13 protein-coding genes and 1 rRNA gene are annotated in these 15283 nt (G+C 63.4%); 13 read left to right on the top strand and 1 reads right to left on the bottom strand.

Translation table 11 applies throughout. From position 1 onward, the window contains the following. Window positions 1–233: 233 nt before the first annotated feature. Window positions 234–1112: a VaFE repeat-containing surface-anchored protein gene (locus ACO2Q4_RS12660; RefSeq protein ID WP_423319641.1), complete on the top strand. Its 879-nt coding sequence runs from the start codon at window positions 234–236 to the stop codon at window positions 1110–1112. Window positions 1113–1137: 25 nt separating this feature from the next. On the opposite strand, the gene ACO2Q4_RS12655 is transcribed toward ACO2Q4_RS12660, so the two are convergent. Then, a complete protein-coding gene (locus ACO2Q4_RS12655; RefSeq protein WP_311757343.1) occupies window positions 1138–1596 on the bottom strand; it encodes an Rrf2 family transcriptional regulator in 459 nt (152 codons plus the stop codon). A gap of 162 nt (window positions 1597–1758) precedes the next feature. Here ACO2Q4_RS12655 and ACO2Q4_RS12650 point away from each other — a divergent pair, with 162 nt between their 5' ends. The 12 genes from ACO2Q4_RS12650 to ACO2Q4_RS12595 form a co-directional block, all read left to right on the top strand. Continuing rightward, window positions 1759–2418: an alpha/beta hydrolase gene (locus ACO2Q4_RS12650; RefSeq protein WP_311757342.1), complete on the top strand. Its 660-nt coding sequence runs from the start codon at window positions 1759–1761 to the stop codon at window positions 2416–2418. Between the two features lie 118 nt (window positions 2419–2536). Continuing rightward, window positions 2537–3661: an HD domain-containing protein gene (locus ACO2Q4_RS12645; protein ID WP_423319639.1), complete on the top strand. Its 1125-nt coding sequence runs from the start codon at window positions 2537–2539 to the stop codon at window positions 3659–3661. A 138-nt stretch (window positions 3662–3799) separates the two neighbouring features. After that, a complete protein-coding gene (locus tag ACO2Q4_RS12640; RefSeq protein ID WP_423319637.1) occupies window positions 3800–5014 on the top strand; it encodes an NADP-dependent isocitrate dehydrogenase in 1215 nt (404 codons plus the stop codon). 198 nt (window positions 5015–5212) lie between these two features. Continuing rightward, entirely contained in the window at window positions 5213–5881 is a 669-nt protein-coding gene (gene purQ / locus ACO2Q4_RS12635) for a phosphoribosylformylglycinamidine synthase subunit PurQ (protein ID WP_423319635.1), read from the top strand. A gap of 103 nt (window positions 5882–5984) precedes the next feature. Further along, on the top strand, window positions 5985–7745 hold the full coding sequence (locus ACO2Q4_RS12630; protein WP_311757338.1) for a sensor histidine kinase: 1761 nt from the start codon (window positions 5985–5987) through the stop codon (window positions 7743–7745). A 19-nt stretch (window positions 7746–7764) separates the two neighbouring features. Further along, window positions 7765–9090: a sigma-54-dependent transcriptional regulator gene (locus ACO2Q4_RS12625; RefSeq protein WP_311757337.1), complete on the top strand. Its 1326-nt coding sequence runs from the start codon at window positions 7765–7767 to the stop codon at window positions 9088–9090. Window positions 9091–9519: 429 nt separating this feature from the next. Then, window positions 9520–12123: an Rne/Rng family ribonuclease gene (locus ACO2Q4_RS12620; RefSeq protein ID WP_423319632.1), complete on the top strand. Its 2604-nt coding sequence runs from the start codon at window positions 9520–9522 to the stop codon at window positions 12121–12123. 75 nt (window positions 12124–12198) lie between these two features. Then, window positions 12199–12942 carry a cytochrome c biogenesis CcdA family protein gene (locus ACO2Q4_RS12615; RefSeq protein WP_311757335.1) on the top strand — a complete coding sequence of 248 codons (744 nt, stop codon included), beginning with the start codon at window positions 12199–12201 and terminating at the stop codon, window positions 12940–12942. A gap of 65 nt (window positions 12943–13007) precedes the next feature. Continuing rightward, a complete protein-coding gene (locus ACO2Q4_RS12610; protein ID WP_395131542.1) occupies window positions 13008–13433 on the top strand; it encodes a PaaI family thioesterase in 426 nt (141 codons plus the stop codon). Window positions 13434–13577: 144 nt separating this feature from the next. Beyond that, complete coding sequence (rplM, locus tag ACO2Q4_RS12605) at window positions 13578–14042, top strand: 50S ribosomal protein L13 (protein ID WP_142663526.1); 465 nt, start codon at window positions 13578–13580, stop codon at window positions 14040–14042. Between the two features lie 2 nt (window positions 14043–14044). After that, complete coding sequence (gene rpsI / locus ACO2Q4_RS12600) at window positions 14045–14524, top strand: 30S ribosomal protein S9 (RefSeq protein WP_311757334.1); 480 nt, start codon at window positions 14045–14047, stop codon at window positions 14522–14524. Between the two features lie 687 nt (window positions 14525–15211). After that, a 16S ribosomal RNA gene (locus ACO2Q4_RS12595) occupies window positions 15212–15283 on the top strand; the annotation flags it as partial.

Below are 15283 nucleotides of genomic sequence, written 5' to 3'. Positions count from 1 at the left end.
CGAAGAAGCGCTCATTTAGGCTTCCCCCGCGGATTTCGCAAGGAACGGTGACGTGGCGATGACGCTGATGTCGCGCGACTTCCACGGAAATCAGGCCGCCGGAACTGCCGTTATTTGTGGCAGCCCGCGTATTCCCGGCGGCGGGGCGCCAGTGCGCTGCACGATGCTTGATCGGAAAGGCCGCCGGCGTTAGCGATTTGGGTATGACAGATCGCAGACATAATGTGCTTATCATGCTTGCCGTCGCGGCTGTGATCGCGGGCGTGCCCCTGCAGGCAGTCAATGCGCAGGAGGGGATCGTCCTCGGCAGCAAGGTGGTCGAGGATTCCGACGACAACCGCTTCTTCCTGCGCACCGGAGGGATCGCGCGGGATGACGTGACCTACAAGGGGCTCACGCCGGGTCAGCGTTACACGCTGGCCGCCCAGCTTTTCGACGTCGCGAAGGGCGAGACGGTGGGAGAGCCCACTTTCGCCGGGCTGACGCCCGAGGCGGCCGAGGGCAGCACCAGCTTTCAGTTCCCGGTCCCGCCGAACCGCACCCGGTTCAATGTCGACTATGCCGTCTACCTGACGCTGTACGAAGGCGAGGTTGATGCCACGTCGATGGCCGGTGCCAGATCGCTTGCCGAGATCCGCGATACCAAGGGCGAGGCGACCGTCATCCAGGTCCATGCGGTCCAGCGCGTGACCGTGGCCGCTGCGGACGCCGCCGACGGCGACCAGTCCCTTCCCGGATCGGGCGGCATCATCCGTGCGACCGTCGACTATGAAAATCTCGTCGAAGGGTATCACTACACGCTTTGGGGTGAATTGCTGAAACCGTCGGGGCAGGCGACAGGGATCTATGCCAGCATCCCCGATTATGCGCCCGAAGGCAAAAAGGGCAGCGTCACCATGGAGTTCACGGTGCCCAAGGGGTTCGAGGGTGTGGCGCTGGTACCCTCGATCGGGCTTTATCACAAGTCGCGCGTCGGCATCGACGAGAAGGGCGTGCTTTACGTCCTGCCCGATGCGAAGGTCCCGGTGATGATCGCCTCGGACCCGAACCTGAACGTGCCCGCAAAGACGGTGGCCATCGGCACGCTGTTCGAGGATCTACCCGCCGAGTGACGCCGCCCGCACAGGTTGCGCCGCGTCAGTCGTCGACGATGGACAGGATCTTCGGCAGGGCCGGGCAGGGCAGAAGCTGGTTTTTCGCCACGTCCGCAAGCGTGTGGTTGTGCAGGAAGACATAGACATGGGCCGACAGGCTTTCCCACAGCCGGTTCGAGAGCGTCTGTGCGCGCGATCCAGAAATCCCGCCCGATGCGCCCGCGCCGACATGCATGGCGCTGACGGTTTCGTCCACGGCTTCAAGGATGTCGGCGACGCGGATCGTCTCGGGTGTCTTGGCCAGACGATAGCCGCCACCGGGACCGCGCACGGATTCGACAAGCCCGGCGCGCCGCAGCCGGACGAACAGCTGCTCGAGATAGGGCAGCGAGATGTCCTGGCGTTTCGAGATCTCCGCCAGCGACGTCAGGTCATCTCCCTTGGCTATCGCCAGATCGGTCAGGGCGACCATGGCATAGCGCCCTTTGGTGGACAGCTTCATCTTGACCTCCATAGCCATTGCATTGACGCAATGGGATCTCTTGGGCTAATCCGCTTTGCCGACTTTTGATTGCGTCTTGCCTATGCCGGGCGCGCTTCCCAGATTGACGATCTAGAGCCGCGCCGCCACAGGGTCAAGAAACCCGAGTTTCAAAGGAAGCCCATGCCCGAACTGATTTTCCCCGGTCCCGAAGGTCGTCTTGAGGGGCGCTATCACGCGCAAGCCGCCCCCGACGCCCCCATCGCCATCATCCTGCATCCGCATCCGCAATATGGCGGGACGATGAACAACCGGGTCGTCTACAACCTGCATTACGCGTTCCATCGCATGGGCTTTACCGTCATGCGGTTCAACTTCCGCGGCGTCGGTCGCAGCCAGGGCGAGTTCGACCAAGGCATCGGCGAGCTTTCCGATGCCGCCTCGGCGCTGGATTACCTGCAGGCGATGAACCCCAACAGCAAGCATTGCTGGGTGGCAGGCTTCAGCTTCGGCGCCTGGATCGGAATGCAGCTGCTGATGCGGCGCCCCGAGATCACCGGCTTCATCTCGGTAGCACCCCCGGCGAACATGTATGACTTCAGCTTCCTTGCGCCGTGCCCGTCTTCGGGGCTGATCATCAACGGGACCGCCGACCGCGTGGCCCCGCCCAAGGACACCAATACGCTGGTGGGCAAGCTGCGCGAGCAGAAGGGCATCACCATCACTCATGAAGAGATCGAGGGCGCGGATCACTTCTTCCGCGATGACGAGGTCCACATGAAGCCGATGATCGACAAGGTGCAGACCTATGTCCGCCGTCGCCTGACGGAAACCACGCGCTGACGGATACGCGCGCCCCGGCGGGTCCGGGGTGCGCGGCTGTCCGACTTTCCGGTCCATTGCTTCTGGCATCTGCCCGCGCTTCGCGATAGGAGCGGGGCGAAACGCAAAGGAGCCGCGCATGAGCGATCTGACCGCCCGTTTCAGTTTCCTGAACGAAGCCGACCGGTTGAAATCCGTCGATCGCGCGAATGTGCTGATGGACCTGTCCCGTCCCGAGAACAGCGCCGAGCACAGCTGGCATGTCGCCCTTTACGCGCTGCTTTTCGGCGGCAGCGACCGCGCCATCGCGATGATCCTGTTGCATGACCTGGTCGAGATCGACTGCGGCGACCACCCGATCCACCTGCAGCACGACACGCTGGCGGTCGAGGCCGCCGAGCTGGCCGCCGCCGAACGGCTGTTCGGCCTTCTGCCCGACGGCGCGGCGTTGCTGGAGCTTTGGCGCGAGTTCGAGGCGGGCGAGACCGCCGATGCGCGTCTTGCCAAGCGCATGGACCACGTCCAGCCGTTGTTCCAGGTCCTTTCCGCGCCCAAGCCTTTGTCGGATCATCTGGAGATCGTCGAAGGTAACATGACTGCGGGGCGCGCGGCACGCCTGTGGCAGGAATGGCCCGAGGTAATGGAGGCTGCGCGCGCCATCCGCGAACGTCGACCCGTGTCTGGCGAACTGGCCGGGACGCTGGTTTTCCTGGCCGAGGCCGACCGTCTGAAATCCGTCTATCGGGCCAGCACGCTTTGCGACGCCTCGCGCCGTGAAAACAGCGCCGAACACAGCTGGCACCTGGCGCTTTATGCGCTGGTCATGGCGCCTCTGGCCGGGGCGGATGTGGATATCGGCCGCGTCATCCGCATGCTGATCCTGCATGATCTGGTCGAGATCGATACCGGCGACGTGCCGCTGCATTCGCAGAACGGCGCCGCCCATCACGGCGCTGCGCAGATGGCGGCGGAAGAGGCCGCGGCCGACCGCCTGTTCGGGATGTTGCCCGTGGAACAGGGACGCGAATTGCGCGCGCTGTGGAGCGAGTTCGAGGCAAACGAGACCCCGGACGCGGTCTTTGCCAAGTCGCTCGACCGTGCGCAGCCGGTGATGCAGAATATCCGCTCGGGCGGGGGAAGCTGGATCGAATACGATGTCACCTATGACCAGCTGGTCGAGCGCGTGGGCCTGCGCATCCAGCGCGGCGCGCCCGCCATCTGGGACTGGCTCAGCGAAAGCTCTCGCGTCTATTTCACCCGCTAGCAGCGGGCAGTCCGCGGTCCCCGCCCAAGGTGCCGCGGCACTTCGCCGGGCTTTGGTATGCAAACGTATACCGGCCTTTCCTTTGCCCCGGTTTGCCGCTATAGGGCGGTCAGCCGAATCCAACCAAAGGGACCACCCATGTCGAAGATCAAGGTAGAGAATCCTGTCGTCGAACTCGACGGCGACGAGATGACCCGGATCATCTGGGATTTCATCAAGCAGAAGCTGATCCTTCCCTATCTGGACATCGACCTGAAATATTACGATCTGGGCATCGAGGAGCGTGACCGCACCGAGGACCAGATCACCATCGACGCCGCCAACGCGATCAAGCAATACGGCGCCGGCGTGAAATGCGCGACCATCACCCCCGACGAGCAGCGCGTCGAGGAATTCGGCCTGAAGAAGATGTGGAAGTCGCCGAACGGCACCATCCGCAACATCCTTGGCGGCGTGATCTTCCGCGAGCCGATCATCTGCAAGAACGTGCCGCGTCTGGTCCCGCACTGGACGAAGCCGGTCATCGTCGGCCGCCACGCGTTCGGCGACCAGTACAAGGCGACCGATTTCCGCTTCCCCGGCAAGGGCAAGCTGACGATCAAGTTCGTCGGCGAAGATGGCGAGACCATCGAGCACGAAGTCTTCCAGGCGCCGTCCTCGGGCGTTGCCATGGCGATGTACAACCTCGACGAGTCGATCATCGACTTCGCCCGCGCGTCCCTGAACTATGGCCTGCTGCGCGGCTTCCCGGTTTACCTCTCGACCAAGAACACCATCCTGAAAGCCTATGACGGCCGCTTCAAGGACCTGTTCCAGAAGGTTTATGAGGAAGAGTTCGAAGAGCAGTTCAAGAAGGCCGGCATTCATTACGAGCACCGCCTGATCGACGACATGGTGGCCTCGAACCTGAAATGGTCGGGCGGCTATGTCTGGGCCTGCAAGAACTATGACGGCGATGTGCAGTCGGACACCGTCGCGCAGGGCTTCGGCTCGCTGGGGCTGATGACTTCGGTCCTGATGACGCCCGACGGTAAGACCGTCGAGGCCGAGGCCGCCCACGGCACCGTGACGCGCCACTATCGCGAGCACCAGAAGGGCAACCAGACCTCGACCAACTCGATCGCGTCGATCTTTGCCTGGACCGGCGGCCTGAAGCACCGCGCGAAACTGGACAGCAACGAAGCACTGATGAAGTTCGCGACGACGCTGGAAAAAGTCACCGTGCAGGCGGTCGAAGACGGCCACATGACCAAGGACCTGGCGCTGCTGGTCGGTCCCGACCAGAAATGGCTGACCACGATGGGCTACCTGGAAAAGGTCGACGAGTACCTGAACAAGGCGCTCGCGGGCTGATCCGCCGCCACTGCGATGCTAAGGCCGGGGTTTTCCCCGGCCTTTTTCTTTTCCCGCCCCGATCCGCGGGTTGCGGCGTCGGGTTTGGGTATTTGGAAAACGGTGAATGGACACGCGCGCGCGAGATTGCGCAAAGGCGGCTTAACAGTTCGGCCGCATTGCAGTAAGGGAAGCGCAGCAAAACCCGGAGTGCCCGCCATGAAAGCTGCCGTCATCACTTTCCCCGGTTCGAATTGCGACCGCGACCTTTCGGTTGCGCTGGCGCAGGCGGGGGCCGATGTGACGCGGGTCTGGCACAAGGACGAGGCGCTGCCGGCCGGCACCGATCTGGTCGCCGTGCCGGGTGGTTTCTCATTCGGTGACTATCTGCGCTGCGGCGCGATCGCGGCCCATTCGCCCATCGCCAATGCCCTCCGTGCGCATGGCGCCAAGGGCGGCTATGTGCTGGGGATTTGCAACGGTTTTCAGGTTCTGACAGAACTGGGCCTGTTGCCCGGCGCGCTTATGCGCAATTCCGGCCTGAAATTCGTCTGCCGCGAGGTTGCGCTGAAGGTCGCCACCGCCGCGAGCCCGTTTACCTCGGGCTTTGCCGCGGGCGAGGTGATCCGGGTTCCGGTCGCCCATCATGATGGCAATTACCAGATCGACGCCGAGGGGCTGGCAGCCTTGAAGGCCGAGGATCGCATCGCCTTTACCTATGCGCCCGGCATCAATGGCGCGGTTGAGGATATCGCCGGGGTGCTGTCCTCGAATCGCCGGGTTCTGGGCATGATGCCCCATCCCGAGCGCGCCGCCGAACCGGCGCATGGCGGCACCGATGGCGCCAAGCTCTTTGCCGCACTGGTTCAAGAGCTGGCCAAGGTGTGACTTGAGCGCCTGAGTTTCGCGCATTAGATTGGCTTGTCCCCCAAGCGGGGTTGGCCGGAGGTTCATGCAGGACGACGATCTTTCCCCCGGGGATTCAACCGGAATGGCTGAGGCCGGCAGGACAGGCGCGTCCGGCCGGTGGGGTCTGCGTGGCATCATCGCCGCGCTGATGGTTCTTGCCGTTGGGACGATCTGGTTCACCAACAGCTGGCTGACGGCGCGGTTCTCGGAAACGACGCGGGTGCGGACCGAGTTGCGTTCGGCGCTGTATATCGGGAACCTGCTATCGGAATTGCAGCGCACCTCGGTGGTGCCGCTGCTTCTGGCGCGCGATCCGGCGTTGATCTCGGCGCTGACCGGGAACGATTTCTCGACCACGTCGTCGCGGCTGATTTCGGCGCAGAAAGAGATCGGCGCGGCCTCGATCCGGCTGCTTGACGCCTCGGGGCGGACGGTCGGGTCGACCGATCGGAATCTGCTTGGCACGAATTACGTACAAGAGCCGTTTTATGTCGAATCCCTGCGTTCGAAGGACACGGTCTTTACCGTTTCCCCGTCGCCGCAGGGGGCCTATGAATTCGCCTATTCCCGGGCCGTGGTCTCCGAGGGGCGGACCTTGGGGGTGGTGGTGGTCGGGGCCGACCTGACCCGGCTGGTGCGGTCCTGGGCCGGAATTTCGGATGCGATCGCGGTGACGGACAGTTCGGGGCAGATCATCCTGTCGACCGAACCGCGCTGGCGCGGGCTGACCTTGCCCGAGGCGCTGTCGGTGCGTTCGGCGCCCTCGGCAATCTCGCGCGCGTTCCAGGTGACGGCCGACTGGACCTCTCCGCCCGTCGATGCCTATGTGCAGGGCAAGGCCGTGATGCAGGCCGAGACGCGGATCCCCTTCCGCGGCTGGAAGATGATCGCCTTTACCACCTACGATTCGGTGCGCGAACGGGTGAATGCGGTCCTGGCCATGGTCATCATGGCATTCGCCATTCTGCTGGCCGCCGTCTTCTATCTGCTGTCGCGGCGCGCGCGGGTGGAATCCGCGGCCTATATGCGTGAATCTGCGGATCTGCGTGCGCTGAACCTGCGCCTGACACGCGAGATTGCCGAGCGCGAACGGGTGCAGAAGGAATTGCGCGTGGCCGAGCAGACAGTGCAGCAATCCTCGAAGCTGGCCGCGCTTGGCGAGATGTCGGCCGGCGTCAGCCACGAGCTGAACCAGCCGCTTGCAGCGATGAAGACCTATCTGGCGGGGGCTCGTGTGCTGCTGCAACGGGGCCGCGCCGAAGAGGCGCTGTCCAGCTTCCAGCGCATCGATGACCTGGTCGAGCGGATGGGCGCGATCACCCGGCAACTGAAATCCTATGCCCGTAAGGGCGGCGAGGCGTTCGAGCCGGTCGATCTGCGTGCGGCGCTGTCCAGCGCACTGGTCATGATGGAGCCGCAACTGCGCAACCGCACCATTCGACTGCAGCGCCATATCCCGCGCTATCCGGTCATGGTGATGTGCGACCGCATCCGGCTTGAACAGGTGATCATCAACCTTTTGCGCAACGCGATCGACGCCATCAAGGCTGTCCGCGACCCCACGATTGCGATCAGCGTCAGTTCGGGGTCTCACGCATTCTTGTCCGTCCGCGACAACGGTCCGGGCGTTTCCGATCTGGAAAAACTCTTCGAACCCTTCTTTACCACCAAAAAGCCCGGCGAAGGGACGGGCCTTGGGCTGGCGATCTCTTCTGGGATCGCGGCTGACTTCGGTGGTCGCCTGACGGCGCATAACGCCGAAGGTGGAGGGGCCGTATTCGAACTGGAGCTGCCATTGCACGAACCTGGCCACAAGGGCCGGTCGCAAATGGCCGCCGAATGAATAGAAAGGTGATGCGCCCATGAGCCGCACGATGAAGATTGCAGTTGTCGACGATGAACCGGATATGCGCGAGTCGATCCGGCAATGGCTGGCACTTTCCGGCTTCGAAGCTGAAACCTTTCCCAGCGCCGACGACGCGCTGAAGGTGATTGCGGCCGACTGGCCGGGGATCATCATCTCGGACATCCGGATGCCGGGCATCGACGGGATGGCTTTCCTCAAGCGGCTGATGGGTATCGATTCCGGGCTGCCGGTCATCATGATCACCGGGCATGGCGACGTGCCCATGGCGGTCGAGGCGATGCGCATCGGCGCGATGGACTTCATGGAGAAGCCCTTCAACCCCGAACGCCTGACCGAGCTGGTCAAGAAGGCCGCGCAGGCGCGCCGCATGACGCTGGACAACCGCGCGCTGCGCCGCGACCTGAGCGAGGGTCAGCAGGTCATGTCCAAGCTTATCGGCGCAAGCCCGGTCATGGATCGCCTGCGCGAGGATATCCTTGATCTGGGGCAGGCTGACGGCCACGTTCTGATCGACGGCGAGACCGGCACCGGCAAGACGCTGGTCGCGCATGCGCTGCATGCCGTCGGGCCGCGCGCCTCGAAGAAGTTCGTCCCGATCTCTTGCGCCGCCTATAATGACGAGGTGCTGGCGGCAAAGCTGTTCGGTCCGGTCGAGAACGGTCTTCCCGCGGTCGAGGAAGCCCGGGGCGGGACGCTGTGCCTTGAGGATATCGAGGCGCTGTCCGATCCGCTGCAGGCGCGGCTGCTGGCCTTTATCGCCGAGCAGGGCGTGCCCGCGGAAACCCGCATCATCGCCATTTCCAACGCACGGGGCGAAGGTCGCCGGGCCGAGGATTCGCTGCGGCCCGATCTTTTCTATCGCCTGACCGCGCTGAAGATTACCCTGCCGCCGCTGCGTTCGCGCGGTGAGGACATCCTGTCGCTGTTCACCCGCATGACCGAACAGTTCAGCGAGGAGTATGGTTGCGAGCCGCCGCAGGTCACCGCGCAGGAGGCCGCGCAGTTGCTGCAGGCGCCCTGGCCGGGCAATGTTCGCCAACTGATCAACGTGGCCGAGCGCGCGGTCCTGCAGAACCGCCGCGGATCGGGGTCGATCGCCTCGCTGCTGATGGCCGATGGCGAAGATACGCAGGAAGCAACCACGACCGAAGGCAAGCCGCTGAAGGAATACGTCGAAAGCTTCGAGAAGATGCTGATCGACAACACCATGCGTCGCCACAAGGGCAGCATCGCCGCGGTCATGGACGAACTGTGCCTGCCGCGCCGGACGCTCAACGAAAAGATGGCGAAATACGGGCTGAGCCGCAGCGATTATCTGTAAGCAGGGCGGATGCGCGCCGTTTCAGGTGAAAAACCCATTGTAACGGCGCGTCCTTCCCCGCTATCTTCGCGGTAAGGGGCGCTTTCGCAACCTTCGGTTGTTCGTCCCCAACAGTTTCGCAGCGCGACTGCCTCCTGCGGCCTCATTTTGCGCCGTCGGCTAATCGCGCGGGAAAATCGCGCCCATGCCCCAAGGGGCCTCTGGGCATCCGTGATCGCCGCCCCGACCGCCTTGACGGCGCAAGGGGCGAAGAAAGGTAAACAGACGCGATGGATCGCGCAGCGCAGCTTGATCGTGAACGGTGCCGGGGATTTGTCCCGGGCGCCGCGATTGCTGCTGCTCGCACGGTGTATCGCGATCTCTCATTGTGCGGCCGTCCGCCAGGACCGCGCTTGCGCGGCACAAGCCGGCCGCCCGAAAGTCGGAAACATGTCAAAGAAAATGCTGATCGACGCCACGCATGCCGAGGAAACTCGGGTTGTCGTGGTCGATGGAACCAAGGTCGAGGAGTTTGACTTCGAGACCGTCAACAAGCGGCAGCTTGCTGGCAACATCTATCTGGCAAAGGTAACGCGGGTCGAACCCTCGCTTCAGGCCGCGTTCGTGGATTACGGTGGAAACCGCCACGGCTTCCTGGCCTTTGCCGAAATCCACCCGGATTATTACCAGATCCCCGCCGCCGACCGTAAGGCGCTGATCGAGGAAGAGCGGCAGGCTGCCGCTGCCGAGAACGAAGAGGCCGAAAAGCCCAAGCGTAACTCGCGCCGTCGCAAGGGTGCCAAGCCCGCCGCCGCCGACGCGGGCGATGCCGTCGTGTCCGAGGACATCGCAGGCATGGCCATCGTTGACCCCGCAGAAGGGGGCGATGACAGCGCAGGCCCGATCGAGACGACCGAATCCGGTGCGTCCGAAAGCGCTGCCGAACATGTCGCGGACGACCACGAGCAGCACGACGAGCACGAGGAAGACGGTATCGAGTCGGTCGCCGAAGAGGACGTGGCCGAAGAGATCCAGGTCCCGAAGAAGCCGCGCGCGCGCCGTTACAAGATTCAGGAAGTCATCAAGGTCCGGCAGATCATGCTGGTCCAGGTCGTCAAGGAAGAGCGCGGCAACAAGGGTGCGGCGCTGACCACCTATCTGTCGCTGGCCGGTCGCTATTGCGTGCTGATGCCGAACACGGCGCGCGGCGGCGGCATCAGCCGCAAGATCACCAATGCCGCGGACCGCAAGAAGCTGAAGGAAATCGCCAGCGAGCTGGAAGTTCCGGAGGGCGCGGGCCTGATCATCCGCACCGCGGGCAGCCAGCGCACCCGGACCGAGATCCGGCGCGATTACGAATACCTGATGCGCCTGTGGGAGCAGATCCGCGAACTGACCTTCAAGTCGATCGCCCCGGCGCCCGTCTATGAGGAAGGCGACCTCATCAAGCGGACCATCCGCGACATCTATTCGAAAGAGATCGACGAAGTTCTGGTCGAAGGCGACCGCGGTTATCGCACCGCCAAGGACTTCATGAAGATGATCATGCCGTCGCATGGCAAGAACGTGAAGCACTATACCGACCAGATGCCGCTGTTCGCGCGCTTCCAGGTCGAAAGCTATCTGGGTGGCATGTTCAACCCGGTCGTCCAGCTGAAATCGGGCGGCTATATCGTCATCGGCGTGACCGAGGCGCTGGTCGCGATCGACGTGAACTCGGGCCGGGCCACCAAGGAAGGCTCGATCGAGGATACCGCGCTGAAGACGAACCTGGAAGCGGCCGAGGAAATCGCCCGCCAGCTTCGCCTGCGCGACCTTGCCGGCCTGATCGTGATCGACTTCATCGACATGGAGGAGCGCAAGAACAACGCCGCCGTCGAGAAGCGCTTCAAGGACAAGCTGAAGACCGACCGTGCGCGGATCCAGGTCGGCCGCATCTCGGGCTTCGGCCTGCTGGAGATGTCGCGCCAGCGCCTGCGTCCGGGGATGCTGGAATCGACCACGCAGCCCTGCGCGCATTGCCACGGTACCGGCCTGATCCGTTCGGATGACAGCCTTGCGCTGACCATCCTGCGCGCGATCGAGGAGGAGGGCACCCGCAAGCGCTCGCGCGAGGTTCTGGTCAAGGCGCCGGTCGCGGTCGCCAACTTCCTGATGAATGCGAAACGCGAACATATCGCCGGGATCGAGACGCGCTATGGCATGTCGGTGCGGGTCGAGGCCGATCCGGTCCTGATCTCGCCTGATTACGCGATCGAGAAGTTCAAGACCGCCATCCGCAACGTGCCGGAAGTGGTGTCGCCGGTTGTTTCGGTCGATGCCAGCCTGATGGCGCAGATCGATGACGAGGACTTCGCCGAAGACGAGATCGAGGAAGACGACGTCGCGGTCGAGGCGCCCGAAACCGAGGCTGTCGCCGACGTTGCCGTTTCCGACAGCGACAATGGCGATGCCGGCAGCAAGTCGCGCCGTCGCCGCCGTCGTCGCCGTCGCGGGGGCAAGTCTGGCGAAGGTGAAGGTGCGAATGCCGAGGCTGGTGATCTGGCCGAGGCGGACGATGCCGACCTGGCCGAAGGGGACGAGGGTGCAGGCGACACCGCCCCTGACGCCGAAGAGGTGCCCGCACCCGTCGAGGCGGTCGAAGCGGTCGAGCCCGTTGCCGAGGCCGCGCCCGAAAAGCCGAAATCCTCGCGCCGCCGTTCGCGTCGCAAGGACGTCGAAGTTGCGGTTGAGGCAGAGCAGGTCGAAGCCGTGACTGTCGCTGAACTTCCCGCGGCCCAGCCGGTCGAATCCCCGGAAGCTGCCGCGGATGTCGCGCCACAGCCCGCCGAACCGGCCTCGGCCGAGTCGGCCCCCGCAGAAGCGCAGCTTCCGGAACCGACCGTGCAGCCGGCCCCTGAGGCCGAGCCTGCCCCGAATGCAGAACCGGTCGCGGAAACCGCGGTCGAACCCGCCCCGCAGCCGAAAATCGAGCCCGCGCCCGAACCGGTGCCCGCCAACGGGAACGGGGACGAGAACCGGCCCAAACGTCGCGGCTGGTGGTCTTTGGGCTGAGTCTTTGACGACATGACATAAGTTTGAGGGGCGCGGGACTTTCCCGCGCCTTTTTCATCGCGCAATCTGCCCGCCATGATGGGAATCGAACTTGCAGATGCCGCCTTCCTGCCTGCCGCGATGGTCGCGCTGCTGGCCGGGATCCTGTCCTTTCTGTCGCCTTGCGTGCTGCCGATCGTGCCGCCCTATCTGGCCTACATGACCGGGGTGGGGGTCGGCGGGCTGAAGTCGGGCGAACGCAGCGCGGTTGTCCCGGCGCTGTTCTTCGTCCTGGGCCTGTCGACCGTCTTCCTTCTGATGGGGATGGCGGCATCCGCCTTTGGCCGCATGTTCCTGCAATGGCAGGATCTGCTGTCGCGCGGGGCGGGGCTGGTGGTCATCGTTCTGGGCCTGCACTTCCTGCATGTCATCCGCATCCCCATCCTGGACAGCGAAGCACGGCTGGAGACCGGAGATCGCGGCGGCAGCGTCTTCGGGGCCTATATCCTTGGCCTCGCGTTCGCCTTTGGCTGGACGCCCTGCATCGGGCCGCAGCTTGGCATGATCCTGTCCCTTGCCGCGACGGGCGGCGAGGCGGGCAGGGGGGCCTCGCTTCTAGCCATCTATGCGCTGGGTCTGGGCATTCCCTTTCTGCTGTCGGCAATCTTCATCAACCGGGCCATCGGGGTGATGAACCGCGTGAAGCCCTATCTGCGCCTGATCGAGCGTATCATGGGCGTGCTTCTGGTCGTGGTTGGGCTTGCCCTGCTGACTGGCGCCTTTCCCGTCTTTGCCTATTGGTTGCTGGAAACCTTCCCCTGGCTCGCGATGCTCGGGTGATCGCGTCTTGGCCCTTGCCCTTCCGGGCGGGGGCGGCAAATCTGCGCGGGCAGGCGGGGGATGCGATGACATTGGCGATGACCACGGAAGAGTTGAACGCTTTCCTTGAGCGTGCCTTCCCGCAGGTGGCGGGGCAGATCAGGGTCGAAGCCTCGGATGTGGACAGGATGATCTCGCGCCTGGTCGTGGATGACGCCCATCTCCGCCCCGGCGGCACCGTCAGCGGCCCCTCGATCTTCGCGCTTGCGGATGTGACCATCTATCTCGCCATCCTTGCCCGGATCGGAGAGGTGGCGCTGGCCGTGACCACCAACGCCTCGATCGACTTCATGCGCAAGCCTGCATCCGGGCGCGACCTGCTGGCGGAATGCCGCATCCTGAAACTGGGCCGAACCCTTGCCGTGGGTGAGGTCCTGGTGCGGTCGGAAGGTGGCGCGGATCCGGTGGCACGATGTTCAATGACCTACTCGATTCCGCCAAAAGGCCGGTGAAAGCGGGGCTTGTGTTGCGGTATATAAATACCTATTTCGCAACGCATTGATTTAAAGCGAATAAATTGCGCTCATCGCCCTTGATTCAGATCGCGGTTTCGCCGATACACCCGCATCTCGAATTACACCCCTAAAGGGACGACCATGAAAACCTATACCGCGAAACCGGCGGAGATCGAGAAGAAGTGGATCCTGATCGACGCCGAGGGCGTCGTTCTGGGCCGTCTTGCAACGATCGTTGCCATGCGCCTGCGTGGCAAGCACAAGCCGACCTTCACCCCCCACATGGACATGGGCGACAACGTCATCATCATCAACGCCGACAAGGTGCAGATGACCGGCGACAAGCGCGATGCCAAGAAATACTACTGGCACACCGGCCACCCGGGCGGCATCAAGCACCGCACCGCGCGTCAGGTCCTGGAAGGCGCCCACCCCGAGCGCGTCGTGATCAAGGCTGTTGAGCGCATGATCTCGCGCAACAAGCTGGGCAAGCAGCAGATGACCAACCTGCGCGTCTATGCCGGCGCCGAGCACCCGCATGAGGCTCAGCAGCCCGAAGTTCTGGACGTCAAGTCCATGAACGCCAAGAATACCCGGAGCGCATGATCATGGCCGAAGACATCAAGACCCTCGACGACCTGAAATCGGTCGCCACCGTGGCGGTTGCCGAAGCCCCCGTCCGTGAAGCTCAGCGCGATGCGCTGGGTCGTGCCTATGCCACCGGCAAGCGTAAAGACGCTGTCGCCCGCGTGTGGGTGAAGCCGGGTTCGGGCAAGGTTGTCGTCAACGGCAAGGACATCGCGGCTTACTTCGCGCGTCCGGTGCTGCAGATGATCCTGCGCCAGCCCTTCGAGGTCGCGGGCGTTGTCGGCCAGTACGACGTCTATGCCACCGTTGCCGGTGGTGGTCTGTCGGGTCAGGCCGGTGCGGTCAAGCACGGCATCTCGAAAGCCCTTCAGCTGCACGAGCCGTCGCTGCGCGCCGCGCTGAAAGCTGCCGGCTTCCTGACCCGCGACTCGCGCGTTGTCGAACGGAAGAAATACGGCAAGGCGAAAGCCCGTCGCTCGTTCCAGTTCTCGAAGCGCTGATCGGCACTTTGCGAATTACGGAAAACGCGGTCCCTCGGGGCCGCGTTTTTCATTTCCGGATCGCGAAGGAGGCGTCGCGATTCTCTGCAACCGGTGCGGTCAGGGTCATGGCGGCGATTCCTCGCGATTTCTGACCGGACCGGCTGCGGCATGGGCCGGAGCGCCACCTTGATTCCATGAGGGGGTGGGGTAGGGCGCGCGCAGGGCCAAGATCTGTCTCCGTATCCCGTGACAGCAAAATGACGGAAAATCAGACGTTTGATGATTTTCTTCTCCATTGTGGTGATTTTCTTCTTGCAAGGGTGATTGGGAGTCCCTAGATACGCCTTCACCGAGACGGCGACGCTGGATCGGGACGGGATTGAGCGGCTCGGAAGTGTTGCTTGATCTGGGACAATTCGGGAATGAGATGGCTTGACGGCGCCACGAAGGAAATGGCGCGGTTCGGGTTGTTTTTTATCCCCTGCTTTTTGACATTGCGAGATATCTGAAGAGATATGCGGGCGGTCTGGTCGTTTTCGATCGAGAAGTTTGCATATCGGCTCTCTAGGGCAACCGATGATGAGAGTGTCAGCTTCACTGTTTGGCGGCTTACGCAAGTGAGACGACAAGCAGAGATGATCTTCCGTTTCGACGGAAGACAGATGTGCAAGGTTCGACGTCAAGGATAGCAGTTTATACTGCTTTCAACTTGAGAGTTTGATCCTGGCTCAGAACGAACGCTGGCGGCAGGCCTAACACATGCAAGTCGAGCGAGGA

Source organism: Paracoccus sp. KR1-242 (assembly GCF_049446195.1).
GTDB lineage: Bacteria > Pseudomonadota > Alphaproteobacteria > Rhodobacterales > Rhodobacteraceae > Paracoccus > Paracoccus broussonetiae.
Note: the sequence above shows the minus strand (reverse complement) of the source record. Positions and strands in the feature narration are given on the sequence as shown.